The sequence below is a fragment of the Gilliamella sp. Pas-s25 genome (assembly GCF_009795885.1).
Taxonomy (GTDB): domain Bacteria; phylum Pseudomonadota; class Gammaproteobacteria; order Enterobacterales; family Orbaceae; genus Gilliamella.
Genome location: NZ_WTEV01000005.1, coordinates 104,285 through 123,161, shown reverse-complemented (window position 1 = coordinate 123,161; position 18,877 = coordinate 104,285). Strand labels below are relative to the sequence as shown.

The following is an 18,877-nucleotide window of genomic DNA, read 5'->3' as shown; positions in this document are numbered from 1 at the left end:
GGCAAAGCACGAATTAAGCAAAGCCTTTCAAACCAACTACATGCACATGTTCTTGGTTATTAATAACTTTACGTACTAGTTTATAGGTTGTTCCTTTTTCAGGACTGATGTTTTCTGGAGCAGCAATGATTAATTGCATTTCTAGCCGTTCACAAAGTTCAAATAGTGTTGCAATTGATTTGGCGTCTAGTCGAGCTGCTTCATCTAAGAATAGTAGACGACACGGTAAAATATCTTTATTACGAAGTCGCTTGGATTCTTCTTCCCAACTTTGAATCACCATAAGTAAAATTGACATACCTGTACCAATTGCCTCACCCGTCGATAATGCACCGCTTTCAGCACGTAACCATCCATCGGCACCACGATTTACTTCAACATCCATTTCAAGATAATTTCGATAATCTAACAGTTCTTCACCAATATTTTGCGCAGTTCGTTGTCCCATATCAATATGTGGATTTAAACGTTGATAGAGTTTAGCCAAGGCTTCTGAGAAAGTAATACGATTATTACTAAATAGATCTTGATGTTCATTTTGCTCATCGGCAAGTGCTGCTAAAAGAGTTGAATGAGCTTCGCGAACATTGACATTTAAACGCACGCCATTAACTTGACCAAATGCCACTGCTTGTAATCCTTGGTTAAGCATACGAATACGATTTTGTTCGCGCTGTATGGTTTTACGAATAATATTCGACACACTCTTTGAGCTAATTGCCAACTGCTGTTCACGTGAGGTAAGTTCTTCTGTTAAGCGTGACAATTCAATTTCCATCTGTTCAATCGCTTCAATTGGATCATCAGTTTTAACAATATCTTGGCGAATTCGCTCGCGTAAATGTGCGTAAACTGCAATATAAAATTGAATTTTACGTTCTGGGCGTTTTGGATCTTCTGATAGTCTTAACACATCGCGTAGATGTTCATTGTCATTAACTGCCAAACGTAATGAACCTAATGCTTTATCTGACATTGAGCGCAATTCATCAGCACTTAAATAGGCAAGTTCTCGACGATGTAAACGCCGTTCAACACTATTTTCTTTAACAAGCCTTAAGACTAAACACCAACCCGCTTTGGCTTGTACTACCTGTTCGCGGAGTTGTTTATAATCGCGCAGTGTTTGAGTTAAGCGTTTTTGCATCTGAGCCATTTCGCTTTCGCACATAATCAGTTGCTTTTCAAGCGATGTACAATGTTGGCGATTACTATTTAATTTTTGATGAATTTCATCACGACGCACTCGTGCTCGTTCTTCTGTGATCGCATCGGCTTTTACGCCAATTTGTTCAATCTCTTTTTGTAGCTCATGCAACATATCGCGCTTAGTTTCAAATGCACTTTTAAGCGAAGCAAGCGTTTGGTTATATTGATTGTATTTGTCTTGATACTGTTGCATCTGGCTACGAGCATCGGTTCTTTGCGCTTCAACTACCTCTAATCGAGACCGTAATTTTTCATTTAAATCACTATTTTCACTCAACATACCCGCCGAATCTTCATAACTAAAGTGAGCTCGGCGTTGCATCACTTCAGTTAACGCAAAGACTTGTTGGCGAATAGTTTGTTGCTGGGCTTTAACCGTATTGTAATGTTCACGAAGCGATTCATTTTGTTCAGGATCACTTTGTAATACAGCCACAATCGGTTCAAGTTCTGAAACGGTATTACAATTACGGTTAACATATTGCACAGATTCTTGCGCTTCAGCTAATTGTTCACGTAATTCATCAACCCGATCCGCTAAATCTTCATCTGCAAGCAAGTGCATCTGAGCAACAAGCTTATTAACGGTAGCTAATTGCTCTTTGCAATTAATAACTTGTTGTTGGTTTTGCTGATCAAGGCTTTCTTGAGATGATAATTGACGTTCAATTTCGGTGCGTCTTGTCGCTAATTTTTGTGCTTCCGCTTCAGGATCGATATCAAAAGCAACAGCAAGATATTGACCTATAAATTGTCCCACATTTTGCTCAATGCGTTGTAACTTTTGTAGATCAAATGAAATTGTTGCATAACGTTCATGTAATTCATCACGTTCGGCTGATAGTTTTTCAAGGTGAACTTCACGCGCCGCACGACCAAATAGTGGCACACTTGGAAAACTTGAGAATCGCCATTGACGCTCACCTGTTTTGACCAGTACAGATTTATTCATCTCCTCACAGTCAAAAACGCTATCATCAAATGATGAAGGATCACCTTCGATAAAGTAGATATCTTCTGGATAATCTTCATCGCTTGCAGTAAGGCTTTCTAATTGCTGTTTAACTAATGATAAATCGGGTACAACAATAGCTTGCCTTGCTGGACCATAGAGCGCTGAAAAGTAAGGCGCATCATCAATGGTTACATCTTCATAAATTTCAGAGAGTAATACACCGTTGAAGCGTTCAGACAACGCAGATAAACGACCATCATCAACACCACTCGGTTGATTAAGTTGCTCAATTTGAACATCTAATTGATTGCGTCTAAAGCTAATTTGATCTCGTTGAGCAACTAATAATCGCTCTTTTTCAAGCAGCTTTTGCATATGTTGGGTCACAGCTTGGCTGTTATTAAACCTTTCACCGGTCTGTTCTTGCAAAGCTATTAACGCATCTTGTGCTTTTAACCATAATGGTGCTTTTTGGCGATAGTCAGCAATTTTCGATTGAATTTGTTCAAGCTCTTGTCTAAATTCGATACGTTTTTCGCTAGATTCGTTAGCTCGTTCAGCATTCTCGTCTAACTGTACCTCTAGTTCTGCTTTTAAATCATCGAGTTCATCGTAGTTAACTGGGCGATTAATACGCTTACAAAATTGAGTTAATAACGATTCAGCTTCTTTTTGTTCAAAAAATCGTTGTTCGAGTTCATCAAGTTGTAGCTGTAGATGCTCGGCGTGTTCGGCTTGGTAACATTGTGATGGCCACTGCCTTAATGCTTCTTTAGCAGCTACAAAAGAATCACTACGAGTTACATCACCAACCAATTTAACCACCAATTGATAAGCTCGATCAAATTGATTAATTGCGGCATCAGATACACTTAATTTTTGTTCAAGTTCAAGAACTTGTTCGGTTATCTCTTTTTGCTTTTCATCAAACGCGGCAAAGTGATCTTCGATATTGCTAATACCTAGTTTTGGTAGCTGACATAATGACTGCGCATTTTTTAATGCCTGTAAAGCCTGTTGGTATTGAATTGCTCGTGTTTGTTGAACATCCAGTGCTTGCTGATAATCCGCTAACTGTGTTTTGATTTCATCGACTTCTTGCTCTGTTTCGTTGACCTGATCACGGTAAACTTGGTACTGTTCATTCGCTTCAAGTACCACTTCGTTTTGTTCTTCAAGCTTTAAGCTTAAATCATCTAAATCAGCTTGATAACGGTCAATTTTTTCTTGTTGGCGTAGCGCTGTTTGCGCTAAGTTGAAGTGATCATTAGCGGCCTGTAAGTCGGTTTCTAAATCGCTTTGCGCTTCTTGATATTCTTTAAGTTCTTTCGCCATTTCAACTTGGCGGTATTGATTGCTAATAAGCAGATCTTGCGTTTTAAACATATCGCGACGCAAGCCAAGCACAGATTCTATATGAACTCGGCGCTCGTTAGCATGGCGCATATAATCAGCCGCGACATAATTGGTTGATTCGGTAATTAGATGTTTGAATAAATCACGATCGGATTGTGTAACTCGAATCGCTTCTAATGTCATTCTATTTTCACGAAGTGCCGCTTCCATATCTTGAAAAGCTTTACGCACACCACCATTTTCAGGTAATAAATAATCACGCAGTGAACGTGTAATAGCGCTTGAAATACCACCATAAAGTGAGGCCTCGATCAGACGATAATATTTACTTCTATCTGATGGAGAGCGTAAACGTTTTGGTAAAATACCAAAATCAAACATAACCGAATGATAATCAGTAATAGAATTAAATTGTTTGAAAATAATTCCTTCCATCGATTCGACTTTATCTTTTAGTTCTGGTAACGATAAAATGCGAGCCTGTTTGTCATTGAGTCGTTCTGTTACCAATTCTGTTGGACTTATACCAATAGGTAAACCTTGCAGTAGAAATGGTTTGATATCGACTTTTTTATCCCGACCGGCAACTTGTTGTAAGCGGACACCACAAATAATGCGTTGGTTACGAGAATTAATCACATCCAGCATTGAATAACAAACACCTGGTTTTAACTTACCATGCAAACCTTTATCACGTGAACCCGATGTCGCCCCTGCTTCAGTTGTATTTCTAAAGTGTAATAAGGTTAAGTCGGGAATTAATGCGGTTACAAAAGCCGCCATCGTGGTTGATTTACCAGCCCCATTACCACCCGATAGCGTTGTGACTAATTGGTCTAGCTCAAAAGTTCGCGCAAAAAAACCATTCCAGTTAATTAGCGTTAATGAGTGAAATTTACCGTGTCCAATCATGTTTATTCTGTCTCCTCATTAACGTCTTCTTGTTCTTCGCTGTTATCATTAAAAGTCAGCGATGATTCAATTTTAATTGCTTCACCATCTCTGATTAAGCGCAACTGCGCTTCTTGCGCATCATCGCTACTACGCACATCTGCCCCAAAGCGAAAGATAGCTTCATTGATACGAAAGCGATTGCTATCATTACCAATGATAAAGAAAATCATGCCTAAACGACGCAAGCGATTTAAAGCTGTTTTTACTTTATCAAATAATTTTTGACGATCTAAATCTGACCCCGTTGAGCGTTGGTTGACTAATTTCAGTAATTTATTTTCATCAGCTAACGAAACCAGCTCATCAAATAGCTCTTGTAAGGTAAAAATGCCCTCATGAGCCAATCGTTCTGGACTTAAATATAGATAACAAAGTACTTTACCAACAAGCATATCAAGTTCCGATAATACTGAACGAGGAATTAATGTTGTAGAGCGTGGACGCAAATAGAAAAAACCTTCTGGCGCACGAATCAATTCAACATTATAACGTTGATAAAATTGCTCAAGCTCAAGTTGGAAATCCATTAGAAAGGCATGATGATCAAGTTCATCAATACCAATATGACGGCCTGAACGTAGTAAACTATCCAGTTCTGGAAAGATCGGATTAGCAATTGCTTGAGCCAACTTAACGGACATATATTTATCGATAGACGCCTGAGAACTAGCTACTATGCGCCCCATAACTTCATCAAGATGATGTGCGGTTTGTTGTATTTCGAAATCGTTAGTATCTGTTGATGACATGTGCTTGTACCTTAGCTCCATAATCGTTAATAGGTTTCCATTCGGCAGGAATTCCAAGCCAATCATCTTCAGCAATACCGAGACGAATGGCCTGATCAATAAATAATCTTGCTATATCAAAATGTTGTTCGCGCGGGAACTGAGCCAAATAGCTATGAATGGTAGTGCCCATATCAAGTGGTTTATTTTCTTGCTTAAATACCATTAAATTTTGTTCAATATGAGCAATAATATGTTCTTGAATCTCTTCAATCATTTCAAATTCAAGTTCCGACGGTAATTCCCCAGTTACTTCAGCATCATGTAAAGCCAATTCTTCATCACGCATATCTAGTAAGCGCTCGGCATTAGCAAAAGTGAGTGACCAAGGCAAATCAAAGTATCCTTGAATCGATTTTCGTAAACGTTGAGAAAATACTCGATTTTTATCTAAATCAATAGCGGTACGAATAAATTTATGAACATGGCGATCATAACCGATCCAAAGGTCAATCGCTTTTTGCCCCCAACCAATAATTCGATCTAATTTACCTTGTAGATCCATAACAACATTGTTGATTTTATCAAGCTCTGGATTATCAAGCGTCGCATCTTGTATTAAAAGCAAACTGGCTTGTAATTTATCGCCAGCAGCAGCCAAAGTATCTTGTAACTCCCGCAATGTTTGTGATGTTTCAGTCAGTAATCCTTCACAACTGCTAATTGCTGCTTGCCAATCTTGACTTAATAGGGCAGAAATATTTTGTTTAACATCTGCCTGCTGCTCATCCATAACACGTTGCGTGATATCAATACTGTCAAAAATTTCAGCTACTGAATATTTTAATGGAGCAAAGACATTTCGATGCCAATGTAAATCATCACCACCTTCGACGGCTGCATCTGCAGCTCGTTTTAACTCTTGCGCAACAATAGATAACTGAATGGATAAACGCAAGGTTGAGAATTCACGTTGGCGAATATAATAATCAGAAATACCTATTCCTAACGGAGTTAAACGATAAATCGAAAAACCGTCTACCATTTCACTTGCAAAACGTGTAATTAAGCGTTGGCGTACCAAATCATTGATAGCATTATTGGCTCGCAATGTAATAGTATCTTCACTTTGTTCAAAAATTTGTGAAACATGCCTAAAAGCATCAATTAATTCAGACTCCGTCATTTCACCGTCAAAACGCTCGCTATTTAATACAGCAATAGCCAATAAAAAAGCTAATCTTTCCACAGGCAAAGCGATCGAAAAATCATTCTTTTTTGCCCAAGAGACCAGTTCTGGCACTGATTGGGAAAAATCAATCATAAAAGTTCCTTAATTCAAGGATAACAAGATAGAAACATACCGAAGAACGTTATTATTCACGGCATAGACAAAAATGACGTCAATTATATAACAATAAAGAGTAAATTTGTAATGGAATTCGATGAAAGCGTGAAAACGATATTATTTAACTACATTGTCTTTTAACGGTATGATAATAAAAAATAAGATAATCTGAAAAAACCAATACTTTTACTTTTATATTGGTCATGACAACACGAACTTAATTAGGGACTATTGCTCTTTTGAGTTCATATCTTAATCAACAATGCATTGGTAGCCACATAAATATAAATTGTAATAGCTCAGAGTTAATCTGAGCTATTACACCAAATGTAGTCGGTAAATATCGCCAAGTAATACCCGTTCTCATTCACAACAGCATTCCTTCAAATAGCATCCTATATTTTTGTTTATTATAAACTTTCCTCCGTACTTTTCATTATTTTCAGCAGCGGTTCCCACTGCTTATCTGTTAACCTTGTTCTTGGCATAGTGGACTAAGTTAGGGTTATTTTTGGCAAAATTATTATAGCGCTCACTATGCCATTTAAAAAATATCATCAAAGATAAACACACCCTAATAATAATATAAAAATTAATCTCCTCTGCACACCGCAATAGTACTAGGATAATTTGCACGATCTAGAGAAACGTTACCTCTCAGCCCCATTACTCGATATACTCTTCGTCCCAAAAAGACACCGTTTACTTTCTCTAACTCACTGGTCCACCTTTCACCATCTTTACTCCAAACTCCACCATATCTTTGGGTTATACCCCATTCTCCCATAAATGTCCCTACAGCCCGAATAAAATGATTCCAATCATTAGTTAGTTCATTAATATCATAAAAGTATTGACGTCGAAAATTATAGTTCATTGCTTCTTCTTTTGTTGTTTTTCCTTGTTTTGAGCCTCGACAAAAATCTAGTGCAGGGAAACGAGTTGCAGAAGTTATCGTTCGATTATTTGCAAAGACTATTTCCGAACTGCCAGCCCTTGCCCATTTATTTGGGACTGGAATAGTAAAATTATCTAACCATATCCACGATTGACCATTAAAATATTCCATTGTTATCGTCGGTGTCCCATTTTGGATAAACTCCCCTTTTGTTGCCGACTCATATATCACCGAACAGTTTTGGGCAATTCCTCCAGCAGTCCATAAAGAGATTTTTCCTGCTCCATTAGAAGAATAGCAACGATATCGACTTTGATCGGCTCCTGAACCAATTAAACTAAAACCAGCCTTTTTAAATCCAGTTGAAGGAAAACCTGACCAACGACTAAAACCGTTTATTTCATTAAACACATTACTATCGTGTCCACCATAATTAGTCATCTCATTTGGTTTAAGATAACAAATACCTTGTCCATGTGGCATAAAGGTATATACAACAGGAGGAACACTACCATAAAACCGACTATTAGGAATACCATATCTGGTAGTTACACTTACATCATTTACTTCAACTTTTAAGGTATATGGACCACCACAGTTCCATAATTCCCAACTTAAACGATCGTTAGGTATCGGTATATTATTGTCATACCATGTAGCTTTTATAGTACCCGAAATTGTCCCCTCCTTTTCATCACCATCATCATCACCGATCCACACACCAGTAACATTATGAAAATTTCCATCAGCAGGAACTAATGTCCATACATCCGAAAAATGCATGTGTTCTGGTGCACGAATAGCGACAGAGGAATCCGACGCATTTAACCATTCTATGCCGCCACGACCATCTCGCCTTGGCATATTAAAGCCTTGAAGTTGATTTAAATTTGATAGTTTTGTAACCCGATCTGTTAATAATAAATAAGGTGCATTACCAATAATTGCTTTTTGAGAGATCGCTGTATGGGATTTAGCCGCATGAACAGAAAAAGTTGAAAGAAATAAAAAAGAAATAAAATATATAAAAATCAAGCTCCAATTATTATTTTTTTCCATCATAATATCCTTATATTTTTTTGAATTTATTTTTACTCTAATTAAGATCTCTCACCTATAGAGCATTAAAAACTTTATAAACAAATTAAAATCGTAAATAAATAAATTTACTTTTTTCCATAAAATTTGACAAATCTCATATTCATTATACCGTGTTTTTATACTAAACAGTATAAAAATAAATATTAATTTATTTGTTCCCGTACTCGCACAAACGCTTATTTATGTTAAAATCAGTATACATTCTATATAAACTAACATAAGGACGTAACGAAATGCATATCGGTATACCTAAAGAACGGTTAGTCAATGAAGCTAGAGTTGCAGCAACTCCTTTGACTGTTGGACAACTGTTAAAACTGGGCTTTACAGTTTCCGTAGAACAAGGCGCTGGACATGCAGCTCATTATGAAGACCAAGCTTTTATTGATGCTGGAGCCACAATTCAAAATACACAAGATATTTGGCAAAATGATTTAATTTTGAAGTTTCATGCACCAACCGACGATGAAATATCTTTAATGAAAGAGGGTTCAACCCTTATCAGTTATATTTATCCAGCTCAACACAAAGAACTATTAGAAAAACTTGCCACTAAAAATATTACTGTTATGGCAATGGACTGTGTGCCACGTATTTCACGGGCACAATCTTTAGACGCATTGAGTTCAATGTCTAATATTGCGGGTTACCGTTCAGTTATCGAAGCAGCAAATCAATTTGGTCGATTCTTTACCGGTCAAGTTACTGCTGCAGGTAAAGTCCCACCAGCTAAAGTATTAGTAATTGGCGCAGGTGTTGCTGGCCTTGCAGCCATCGGCGCAGCGGTGAGTTTAGGTGCGATTGTTCGTGCTTTTGACACTCGCCCTGAAGTGGCTGAACAAATTAACAGTATGGGAGCTGACTTTTTAGAGCTTGATTTTGAAGAAGAAGCCGGTTCTGGCGATGGCTATGCTAAACAGATGTCAGCTGCCTTTATTGAAGCTGAAATGGCCCTATTTGCTGAGCAAGCAAAAGATGTTGATATTATTATCACAACAGCATTAATTCCAGGCAAACCTGCACCGAAACTCATTTCCAAAGAAATGGTTGAATCAATGAAACCTGGCAGTGTTATTGTTGATTTAGCAGCATTAACTGGCGGTAACTGTGAATTGACAAAACCAGGTGAAGTTTTCGAAACCGATAACAATGTCAAGATTGTTGGTTATACGGATTTAGCTAATCGTATGCCAGCGCAAGCATCACAACTTTATGGAACAAACATTGTTAACCTATTAAAACTACTTGCAAAAGAAAAAGACGGTAATATTGATATCAATTTTGAAGATGTCGTCATTCGTGGTGTAACGGTGGTTAAAGACAAAGAAATTACTTGGCCAGCGCCACCCATTCAAGTATCAGCTCAACCACAGAAAAAAGTCGCGGAACCAATTGCTAAACCTGAATCAAAACCAATGGATCCTCGTAAAAAATATGGCATTTTTACATTAGCCATCATTGCTTATTTCTGGCTGGCTCACTGTGTTCCTGAAAGCTTTTTAGGGCACTTTACCGTATTTGCATTATCTTGTGTTGTTGGTTACTACGTAGTATGGAATGTCACACACTCTTTACATACACCTCTGATGTCGGTAACAAATGCAATTTCTGGGATTATATTAGTCGGTGCAATATTACAAGTCGGCGATGATAATAGTTTAACTACGGCGATTGCCTTTGTTGCTATTTTGATTGCTAGTATCAATATTTTTGGTGGATTCTTTGTTACTCAAAGAATGCTGAAAATGTTTCAACGTGGCAAGTAAAGGAGAGCATACATTATGAGTAATGGAATCATTCAAGCAGCCTATGTTATTGCTGCATTACTTTTTATCTTTAGCTTACGAGGTCTTTCTAACCAAGAATCTGCCAAATCAGGAAATATCTACGGTATGATTGGAATGGCAATTGCACTTATCGCGGCAGTTGCGAGTATCAAAGGTGGATTACACTGGATCATCATTGCAATGGTTATTGGGGCTGCAATTGGTCTATATCTGGCTAAAAAAGTTGAGATGACACAAATGCCAGAACTTGTTGCACTACTTCATAGCTTTGTTGGTATGGCAGCAGTTCTTGTTGGCTTCAACAGTTTCTTAGCACATAACTTTCAAGGCGCTAATGGTGAGTTAACTGTACATTTAGTAGAAATTTTTGTTGGCATTTTCATCGGCGCAGTAACTTTCTCAGGCTCTATTGTCGCATTTGGTAAATTAAATGGACGCATTAGCTCAAAACCATTATCCATACCAAATAAGCATTATTGGAATCTAGCTGCAATTGTTGTTTCTATCATTTTAATGTTTGTCTTCGTTAAATGCGAAAGTGGAATAGCTGCTACAATTAGCTTATTAATCATGACAATTATTGCTTTTGTATTTGGTTTCCATCTTGTTGCCTCAATTGGCGGTGCTGACATGCCTGTTGTTATTTCAATGCTTAACTCTTATTCTGGTTGGGCAGCAGCAGCGGCAGGCTTTATGTTAGGTAATGATCTTCTAATTGTAACTGGTGCATTAGTTGGTTCATCAGGTGCAATTCTGTCTTACATTATGTGTAAAGCGATGAACCGCTCATTTATTAGTGTTATTGCGGGTGGATTTGGTAGTGATGGTAGCGCAGCTAGTTCATCTGATGAAGAACAAGGTGAATACCGTGAAATGCAACCAGCCGAAGTTGCGCAAACATTAAAAGAAGCACGTTCAGTTATCATCGTTCCTGGCTATGGTATGGCTGTTGCACAAGCACAAGGTGCAGTAAGTAATATTACAGAAAAACTACGTGCAATGGATATTGAAGTGAGATTTGGTATTCACCCTGTTGCCGGACGTTTACCTGGACATATGAATGTATTATTAGCTGAAGCGAAAGTGCCATATGATATCGTTCTTGAAATGGACGAAATCAATGATGACTTCCCAGATACTGATGTGGTTTGGGTAATTGGAGCTAACGATACTGTTAATCCAGCTGCTGAAGAAGATCCAAATAGCCCAATAGCTGGCATGCCTGTTCTTGAAGTTTGGAAAGCAAAAACGGTTGTTATTTCTAAACGATCAATGAATACTGGTTATGCAGGTGTACAAAATCCACTATTCTTTAAAGAAAATAGCTATATGTTATTTGGTGATGCTAAAGACAGTGTTGAAAAAGTACTACAAAACCTTTAATGATTAATTCATTAATATACTGCGGCTTCCGCCGCAGTATATTTCTAAAATAGGCACTTAATTTAAATTCGCTTTAGCTAAAAAATCGATTATTTGATCCGTTATTTCACGATGTATCTCTGTCCTTGTGCGATTCCCACCATCTTTACAAATAATTGCTTCTCCTTTAGCATCTTGCTCTAAAATATCTATAGCGCCTGATTTACAAATTTGCATGAAACTAAAATGCATTGCATCAGGGATAACAATATAAGTTGATAATGATTTTGAAAGAAACTGTTGTAAATAACCAGATTCTAGCTCTACATTCGTATCACCAACATCAATACCAGCACCAATGATTAAAGAAGGAACAGTAATATTTTTCAAACTATCTGCAGTAAATCCTCTAACTAATCCAGCATCTAAAGAAATAAATGACTTTATTCTCGGATCTGACATGTTTTTATTTAATTGTGGGTTATCTAGTCCAAGTTCATTTACTAACTGGCAAGCTTTTAAATGTGAATGTATAGTGCAATCTTGTTTAAAAAGGTTTGTATCAAACCTTGCTCCGGCAAGTGCAGCTACTGTCCAACCGCCAAGGGAATGTCCAATAGATGAAATTTTATTCATATCAATATAGTTTGCCAAAATCTCATCTATTTGTAACGCATCAATAGTTTTACTTAGATCTTGAGGACGTAACCACAATTTAGTAGATTGAGTAATATCTTTATTAAAATAAGTAGTTCCCGGATGATTTGGTGCAGCAACAATATATCCCCTATCTGCCAGTTCATAAGCAAGCCAATTTAAACTTTGCCAACTTCCTCCATAACCATGCGAAATAACAATCAAAGGATGTTTACGATAATTTGAAATAGATGCTGCATTAGGAATGACTTTAGAACCGTAAAAAACGGCATTATCGCCAATAGCTACTGCTCTTTGTTGAGCATCTGTCGGATACCATATTGCAATATTTAAAGGTCTACTGTCTTCTTTGTTATAATAGATTTCCTTAAATCCCACATTTGAATAAGCATAGTTGAAAAAGGGAAAGGACAAAATAAGCGAATAAAGCAAAAAGTATAGTTTAGTCATTAAATTAATTTCCATTTAACAATGTTTCTCTTTTTTTAATGCTATAGTATGAATAACAAAAACACAATAAATAGTAATAGTAAAAATCAGTAATTAGTAGATATTTTTATTTAAAATAATCAATTACCTAACAGCATGAAACTTTAATATTACGACCAAACTAGAATTTTGAGATTGGATTTGGGGTGGTATAACGATTAATGACTATCTTTTTTAATTTGTTCTTTATGGTATAAATAATAAGCTCCACGAGATACCATCCGTAGTTGAAAAATAAGATCTTCAATTAGTTTTTCACGCTGCACGGTGTCAAAATCAATTGCCTCTGCTCCCGCATTAAATGCAATAGTGACCATCGCTTCTGCTTGAGCTTCGTTATAATGATGAGGCATTTGGTTGGCATCATCAAGATAATCAACAAGCTCGACAATAAAGTGTTGAATTTCTCGAGCAATAGCAGAACGAAAAGCAGCTGACGTCCCCGCTTTTTCGCGAAGAAGTAATAAAAAGACTTTTGGGTTTTTATCAATGAATTCAATAAATGTAGTGACGGATGTCCGTAATACACTACCACCTTTTTCAATACGCTTACGCGCTTGCCGCAATAATTGGCGAAGAGTTAAACCACTTTCATCAACCATGGCTAAACCCAACTCATCCATATCACGAAAATGGCGATAAAATGAAGTAGCCGCAATCCCCGCTTCACGTGCTACTTCTCGTAGGCTTAAACTAGCAAAACCTTGCTCTGCATTGAGTTGATTAAATGCTGTTTCAATTAAAGTACGGCGAGTTCTTTCTTTCTGCTGAGCTCGAACACCGCCGATCTTGATATTTTTCATTTGATAGCTCAATTTTAATATTTTATACCTAACCTACCATTAATTAGCGGCTTTTAATAATTGCTCTTTTTCAGCAAGGACTTTTGGCATATGTTCGCGAATAATTTTAGCTATGGTCTCATAGCGAGCACGTAATGGCGAACCAGGGCGATAAATCAAGGTAATCCTACGTGATGGTACTGGATCTGTACACGGAATATAGCAAATATTATCACGAATTCGCTCGTTAGGTGCAGCGAGCTCTGGAAATAAAGTGATACCACGACCTGCTGAAATCATACTCCGCAGTGTTTCAAGGCTGGTTGCTTTGAACTGTTTATCTTCATCAATGCCAACTTGGAAACAATACCCCATTGCATGTTCACGCAAACAATGTCCATCTTCTAACATTAAGAATTTTTGTCCTTTTAAACCAGATAATTTAACGGTCTTTTTGCTAGCTAACTCGTTATTTGCATGAACCGCTAAAAACATAGGTTCATCAAATAATGGCAGTTCAATAAATTGTGCAGTCTCCTTGACTTGCGCAACAATGGCACAATCAAGTTTACCGCTTTCGAGCTGAGCAACTATGCTTGCAGTTTGTGCTTCGTGTAAATAAAGCTCTAATTGAGGAAAAGATTCATGTAAAACAGTAATGACATGTGGTAAAAGATAAGGCGCTATGGTAGGAATCAATCCTATATGCATTGGTCCAGACATTTCTTCACCTTGACGGCTAGCCATTTCTTTTAAAATTTGGATATTACGCAAAATCTCTTTGGCCTGTTCAACTAGCATCATACCCGTTTGTGTAAATAACACTTTGCGACTAGTACGTTCTAATAACATTACGCCTAATTCATCTTCTAATTTTCTAATTTGACCACTAAGAGTTGGTTGACTCACATTGCAAGCATCTGCTGCTTTACGAAAATGGCGAAATTCAGCTAACGAAACAAAATATTCCAAATCACGAATATTCATAATGTCCCCAATAAGTTATTAGTTAATGGTATATACTCAAACAACTTCCATATGTAAGGTTATAACAAATAACATTAAAAAGCTCTTCATAATTTTTTAAACTATAATGCTTTATAAATAATATTCAGTGAAACAAATAAGTAAAAAGAAGTTTTGAGTATAGTTTTATTTTATCTTAATCAGTTAGTTAAAACATTCTAACCAGAGCAAAACAAAATTTGTCATTTTTAATTAAATACTACTAATATTACAATACTAATTACTATTGTTGATAATTATGTTTAAAAAATCAAATATAATATTTAAGTCATCTTAGAAAATATAATTTTACAGAGTGAAAAAACCGATTCTAAGAAACATGGAAACTTATTAGCAATTACGATATAATCGCGCGCTATGATTGTTATTAAGCCAAAAACACTTTTTGAGGTGCACTATTTTTAAACAAGTTTCACGTTTTTATCAAAAGTTTTTTCGTCATGAAGAACAACAAAAAGTTGGCTATGTGTCCATTCCACGCAATGAACACAATATATCCCGTAAAGAAATTAGTGAAAACGCATTAAAAGTCCTTCATCGATTAAATAAACAAGGGTACGAAGCTTATTTAGTTGGCGGATGTATCAGAGATCTCATTTTAGGTAAAACACCAAAGGACTTTGATATCACAACCAATGCAACCCCAGAACAAGTTCAGAAAATTTTCCGTAACTGTCGCCTAGTCGGAAGACGGTTTCGTCTTGCTCATATTATGTTTGGTAAAGAAATTATTGAAGTGGCCACTTTCCGTGGCGATCACGGTTCTCAGGAAGGAAAAAACAATATTTCTAAACGTTCGCAATCAGGTATGCTATTACGCGATAATGTCTATGGAACCATTGAGCAAGATGCAATTCGTCGCGATTTCACCATGAATGCGCTTTATTACAGTGCAAATGATTTCACCTTACGCGATTACTGTTGCGGCTTGAAAGATTTACAAAAAGGCATTATCCGATTAATTGGCGATCCGCAAACACGTTATCGAGAAGATCCGGTTAGAATGCTAAGGACTGTTCGTTTTGCTGCAAAATTGAATATGAAAATTGAGCCAACTACTGCTGAGCCAATTCGAGATCTTGCGCCATTATTGAAAAATATCCCCTCTGCTCGACTTTTTGATGAGTCACTTAAACTATTACAAACTGGAAATGGCTATAAAACTTATAAATTACTAAGAGAATATAGCCTTTTCGAACAACTGTTTCCTATTATTGAACGCTTGTTTGCCAACAATCAAAACGGTTATTTAGAAAAGATCATTGAGCAAGTCCTAAAAAATACGGATTATCGTATTGCAAACAACAAACGAGTTAATCCTGCATTTTTATTTGCTGCGTTTTTCTGGTATCCAATTATGGAACAAACACAAGCAACGTGTGTCGAAAGTGGCTTACCATTCCATGATTCGTTTTCGATGGCAATTAACGAAGTGCTAAGTGAACAATGTAAAAATATTGCTATACCTAGACGCTTAACCGCCATCATGGGGGATATTTGGCGTTTACAACTACGGATGAAAAAACGGGATGGCAAACGTGCATTTGTTATTTTAGAGCACCCTAAGTTTCGAGCTGCTTATGACCTTTTAGAAATGCGAGCCTCCATCGAAAAAGGAGAACTATTGGAGCTAGCTAAATGGTGGGATGAGTTTCAATATACTTCTGCCGAAAAAAGAATAGTGATGGTAAAACAACTTAATAAAATCAATAAACGCAAAATGAAACGTTAATTTTTAATTCGCACTTTTATAAATAACCGCTATAATGTTGTAATTAAAATAATCATAATAACTTTTTAATCATTGATGAAAAAATTAGCGCCTTCTCTTATTGCAATAGCCATCACCTTTTCTTTGTATAACAGCTCTAGTTATGCTATAGATTTACCTAAGGCAACTGTTAGCAATAATCCCCAATGTCTTATAGACGTTCCTAGGTTTGATCGCCCTTTAGTCAATGGAGATATCGATACCTTACCTGTGAATGCAGAGGCTAACCAATTTGAAGCAATCTACCCAAGCATTGCTATCTATAAAGGTGAAGTATTAATAGAACAAGGTAACCGCACAGTTCAAGCAGATAAAGTAACAATTGACACCCATGATGAGAATAATCGAACTGTGACATTAGAAGGTGATATTACTTATCAAGATAATTTAGTAAAAATGAAAGGCAATAATGCATCAATGAATCTAAATAATAATGATGCAAATATGACGCCAAGTAACTATCAACTTGTCAATAGGCTTGGTCGTGGTAATGCTGATCAAATGAAACTTGCAAAAAACCGCTATGTTATTTTGAAAAATGGCAGTTTTACATCTTGTCCTGTTAATGACAGCACATGGAATATAAAGGGAACAACAGTTATTCATGACAATGAAGAGCAGTTACTAGAAGTTTGGAATGCCGTATTTAGTGTTGGCAAAGTACCCGTTCTATACTCGCCTTATTTACAATTACCAACCGGAGATAAACGTCGCTCAGGCTTGTTAATGCCTATTTTAGGCTATGACAATATTGATGGAATTGATTTTTCATTACCAATTTATTGGAATATTGCCCCAAATTATGATGCTACCTTTACGCCAAGATTCTTGCAAGAACGAGGTGTACAACTACAAACAGAATTTCGCTATTTAAATGAAATGGGCTTGGGCACACTTGCATTTGACTGGCTACAACATGATAGTAAATATGATAAAGACAGAACCACTCATTTAAATGGCAATAATTATGATGACAATCGCCACCGGTGGTTATTTCATTGGAAAAATGAAGAATTAATAAACTATAATTGGCGGTTTTATGCTGATACAACTCGCGTCAGCGACAATCAATATCTCACCAATCTAAACTCGAAATATGCTTCCCAAACTGCTGGATATTTAACGCAGTTTTATAAAATTGCTTATAATGACGAGTATTGGGATATCACGTTAGGCTATAAACACTTTCAGCCATTTCACTCAGAATTAAAAAATTCACTTTACCAAACCGAACCACAGCTGGATATGAGTTATTATAATAATGATTTGGGTCCTTTCAAATTTAGAGCATTTTCTCAAGTGGCTCACTTTTTAACATCTGGGCAAAATAAACCTAAAGCATGGCGAGCACATTTTGAACCTACACTTAATTATACCTTAACCAATTCTTGGTCATCATTAGCCACTGAAATGGGTTTTATGGCAACTCATTATAATCAAGACAATATTAGAAAAGATATTGATCAATATAAAGATTTAGATAAAAACGTAAATCGTTTTTTACCCAAATTTAGTATTGATGGTAAAGTCATCTTTGAGCGAGATATGCCTATTATTGATGGCTATACACAAACCTTAGAACCACGAGTAAAATACATCTATATTCCATATCGAAAACAATCCAATATTGGCGCCTATGATTCCACTATATTACAATCGGATTATATTGGCTTGTTTAGAGATCAGCCTTATAGTGGCCTAGATAGAATTGCTTCAACTAATAAAATATCAACGGGAGTAACAACTCGGTTTTATGATAATAATAAAGTTGAAAAATTTAACCTATCAATTGGACAAATCACTTATTTTACAAAATCAAAAACGAGTGAACACAATAATGATTTAGACGAAAAGTCTGATACCGGCAGTATTACTTGGGCAACAGATAATTTTTGGCGCATAAGTGATGATATAATTTTTAGAAGTGGCGTTCAGTATGATACTCGAATTGATACCATTTCATTAGCCAATACAACATTTGAGTATCGACCATCGGGCGATAAGTTGATGCAATTATCTTATCGCTATGCAAACCGTAACTATATTGATACTGTAGATAAAAATTCTTTTTATAGAGGTTATAGACAAGATATTTCCCAAGCAGGAATGATGACAGCTTGGCCACTATCACAAACAGTCAGCGCTGTTGGTTCATATTATTATGATGTTAAATTAGGACAATCAGCAGACAGTTCTGTTGGATTACATTATAGTGACTGTTGTTGGGGCACAACAGTGCAATATGGTAGAAAACTCACAGATTGGGACAATACTTCGCGCAAAAGTAAGTATGAAAATAAGCTGTCTATTAACTTCGAATTACAAGGATTAAGTAACAACCGAGATACCAAAGCTAAAATGCTAAATTTCGGAAAACTACCTTATACAACAACATTTGAATAAGATATTTTTTCAAAATAAATTACCAATAAATTTATCGCAAACATGTCAATC

The 18,877-nt window shown here is 36.5% G+C and carries 11 protein-coding genes; 4 read left to right on the top strand and 7 right to left on the bottom strand.

The features are described 5' to 3' along the window. Positions 1–13: 13 nt before the first annotated feature. The 4 genes from mukB to GQ593_RS03955 all read right to left on the bottom strand — a co-directional run bounded on the left by mukB (position 14) and on the right by GQ593_RS03955 (position 8,507). Entirely contained in the window at positions 14–4,432 is a 4,419-nt protein-coding gene (gene mukB, locus GQ593_RS03970; protein WP_160430750.1) for a chromosome partition protein MukB, read from the bottom strand. 2 nt (positions 4,433–4,434) lie between these two features. After that, positions 4,435–5,160: a chromosome partition protein MukE gene (mukE, locus tag GQ593_RS03965; RefSeq protein WP_160430786.1), complete on the bottom strand. Its 726-nt coding sequence runs from the start codon at positions 5,158–5,160 to the stop codon at positions 4,435–4,437. 43 nt (positions 5,161–5,203) lie between these two features. Beyond that, complete coding sequence (mukF, locus tag GQ593_RS03960) at positions 5,204–6,526, bottom strand: chromosome partition protein MukF (protein WP_160430748.1); 1,323 nt, start codon at positions 6,524–6,526, stop codon at positions 5,204–5,206. Between the two features lie 616 nt (positions 6,527–7,142). Next, positions 7,143–8,507: a hypothetical protein gene (locus tag GQ593_RS03955; protein WP_160430746.1), complete on the bottom strand. Its 1,365-nt coding sequence runs from the start codon at positions 8,505–8,507 to the stop codon at positions 7,143–7,145. Between the two features lie 275 nt (positions 8,508–8,782). Between GQ593_RS03955 and pntA the strand changes: the two genes are divergently transcribed. Further along, a complete protein-coding gene (pntA, locus tag GQ593_RS03950) occupies positions 8,783–10,315 on the top strand; it encodes a Re/Si-specific NAD(P)(+) transhydrogenase subunit alpha (protein ID WP_160430744.1) in 1,533 nt (510 codons plus the stop codon). Positions 10,316–10,330: 15 nt separating this feature from the next. Next, positions 10,331–11,719, top strand: coding sequence for a Re/Si-specific NAD(P)(+) transhydrogenase subunit beta (pntB, locus tag GQ593_RS03945; RefSeq protein WP_160430742.1), 1,389 nt, complete (start codon positions 10,331–10,333; stop codon positions 11,717–11,719). Between the two features lie 57 nt (positions 11,720–11,776). Here the strand turns inward: pntB and GQ593_RS03940 are convergent, their stop codons facing one another. From GQ593_RS03940 to oxyR, 3 genes are all read right to left on the bottom strand, one after another. Then, positions 11,777–12,820: an alpha/beta hydrolase family protein gene (locus tag GQ593_RS03940; protein WP_160430740.1), complete on the bottom strand. Its 1,044-nt coding sequence runs from the start codon at positions 12,818–12,820 to the stop codon at positions 11,777–11,779. 182 nt (positions 12,821–13,002) lie between these two features. Further along, on the bottom strand, positions 13,003–13,647 hold the full coding sequence (fabR, locus tag GQ593_RS03935; protein WP_160430738.1) for an HTH-type transcriptional repressor FabR: 645 nt from the start codon (positions 13,645–13,647) through the stop codon (positions 13,003–13,005). 39 nt (positions 13,648–13,686) lie between these two features. Further along, complete coding sequence (gene oxyR / locus GQ593_RS03930) at positions 13,687–14,613, bottom strand: DNA-binding transcriptional regulator OxyR (protein ID WP_160430736.1); 927 nt, start codon at positions 14,611–14,613, stop codon at positions 13,687–13,689. A gap of 436 nt (positions 14,614–15,049) precedes the next feature. Here oxyR and pcnB point away from each other — a divergent pair, with 436 nt between their 5' ends. Then, positions 15,050–16,384 (top strand): polynucleotide adenylyltransferase PcnB, encoded by a 1,335-nt coding sequence (gene pcnB, locus GQ593_RS03925; RefSeq protein ID WP_442903586.1) that lies wholly within the window; start codon positions 15,050–15,052, stop codon positions 16,382–16,384. A 75-nt stretch (positions 16,385–16,459) separates the two neighbouring features. Continuing rightward, positions 16,460–18,826 (top strand): LPS assembly protein LptD, encoded by a 2,367-nt coding sequence (gene lptD, locus GQ593_RS03920; RefSeq protein ID WP_160430732.1) that lies wholly within the window; start codon positions 16,460–16,462, stop codon positions 18,824–18,826. Positions 18,827–18,877 lie beyond the last annotated feature (51 nt).